Below are 1,721 nucleotides of genomic sequence, written 5' to 3'. Positions count from 1 at the left end.
CGGCTACACCTCGGAGTCCGAGGGCGAAGGCCGCGATCGCCACACGGTGATCAACGCGCGCGCTGGAGCATAGAGCGAGGCCATTTCGGGCCTCGCTGCGACGCCAGCGCCGACGCCCGTCTCGGGCGTCGGGATAGGTTTCACGCGCGCTGGAGCCACAGGGCGACAGCCATTTCTGGCTGTCGCGGCGACGCCAGCGCCGACGCCCGTCTCGGGCGTCGGGATAGGTTTCACGTGAAACATCTGGAGTGATTGGTGATCGTCGAGCAAGAGCCCCCCTACGCCGCCGACCTCTTCGGCGACCGAATCGACGTAGCGCGGGCGTTCACCGCCGATCTCGCGCAGTACGGCGAGGAACTCGGCCTCATCGGCCCGCTTGAGGCAGAGCGTCTCTGGTCCCGCCACGTCGTGAACTGTGCGCTCGTCGCACCACTCGTTCACCCGGGACGCGTCGGTGACGTCGGCAGCGGCGCCGGGCTCCCCGGTCTCGTGCTCGCAATCGCTCGCCCCGATGCCCACTTTGTGTTGATCGAGCCCATGGAGCGACGCACCGACTGGCTTGCCGCGGAGTCGGATCGGCTCGGGCTGACGAACGTCACGGTGTCCCGAGGGCGCGCGGAAGACATCCGACCCGATCCGCTGCTCGACCAGGTGACGGCCCGCGCCGTGTCGGCGTTGAGCAAGCTCATCCCCCTGTGCGTGCCGCTCCTCAAGCCGGGCGGAGAGCTGCTCTTCATGAAGGGTGCGCGAGTCGAGGAGGAGCTGTTGGCGGCCGAGAAGGCGTTGCGGAAAGCGCGCATCCACAACTCCGAGGTGCTCATCCTCGGCGAGGGAATCGTCCCTGAGGTCACCCGGGTCTTTCGGGCTAGGGTGGGTCACTGATCTCCCCGCCCATCACGGCGCGATGTTTCACGTGAAACCATCCGAAAGGCCAGTCACCTCAGTGAGCAGTTTCGACCCGTCTACCCCTCTCGCCCAGGAGGTTGCCGAGCTCACCCGCCGCCGGCTTGCACTCGCCGATGCCACCCTCCCGGTGCCGGCGAAGACCCGCATCATCACGGTTGCTAACCAGAAGGGTGGGGTTGGCAAGACCACGACGACCGTCAACCTGGCTGCGGCGCTGGCCCAGGGCGGCGCCCGCGTTCTCGTCGTCGACCTCGACCCCCAGGGCAACGCCTCGACGGCACTCGGGGTCGAGCACCGAGCGGAGGTCGAGAGCGTCTACGACGTGATCGTCGGGGACGCCCCGATCCGGGACGCGGTCAAGCAGAGCCCGGAGTTTCCCGGCCTGTGGTGCTTGCCCGCCACGATCCATCTCGCGGGGGCGGAGATCGAGCTGGTCTCCCTCGTCGCCCGCGAACAGCGACTGCGCACCGCACTCGATGCGTACCTCGGCGAAGTCGAGGAGCCGTACCACTACGTCTTCATCGACTGCCCGCCGTCACTCGGCCTCCTGACGATCAACGCCTTCGTCGCGGCGAAGGAGGTGCTCATCCCGATTCAGTGCGAGTACTACGCCCTCGAGGGGCTGAGCCAACTGCTCGACAACATCAAGCTGATCCAGCGCCACCTCAACCCGAAGCTGGCGATGTCCACGATTCTGCTGACGATGTACGACTCGCGCACCAACCTGGCGACGCCGGCGGCGACCGTCGCGCCGGTCATCGTGCCGGGCGCGAGTGACGGCGAGCAGGGCGGCGAGGCAGTGGCGCCGACCCTCG

At 67.8% G+C, this 1,721-nt stretch carries 2 protein-coding genes; both read left to right on the top strand.

What is annotated here, in order from left to right; genetic code table 11:
* The first annotated feature begins 252 nt into the window (after window positions 1–252).
* Complete coding sequence (gene rsmG, locus RMO30_RS05680; RefSeq protein WP_309710599.1) at window positions 253–882, top strand: 16S rRNA (guanine(527)-N(7))-methyltransferase RsmG; 630 nt, start codon at window positions 253–255, stop codon at window positions 880–882.
* A gap of 22 nt (window positions 883–904) precedes the next feature.
* The coding region (locus RMO30_RS05675) for an AAA family ATPase (protein WP_309710598.1) at window positions 905–1,721 on the top strand (817 nt) is incomplete at its 3' end.

The sequence above is a fragment of the Pseudolysinimonas sp. genome (assembly GCF_031389465.1).
GTDB lineage: Bacteria > Actinomycetota > Actinomycetes > Actinomycetales > Microbacteriaceae > Pseudolysinimonas_A.
This window is presented reverse-complemented; position numbering and strand designations above follow the sequence as displayed.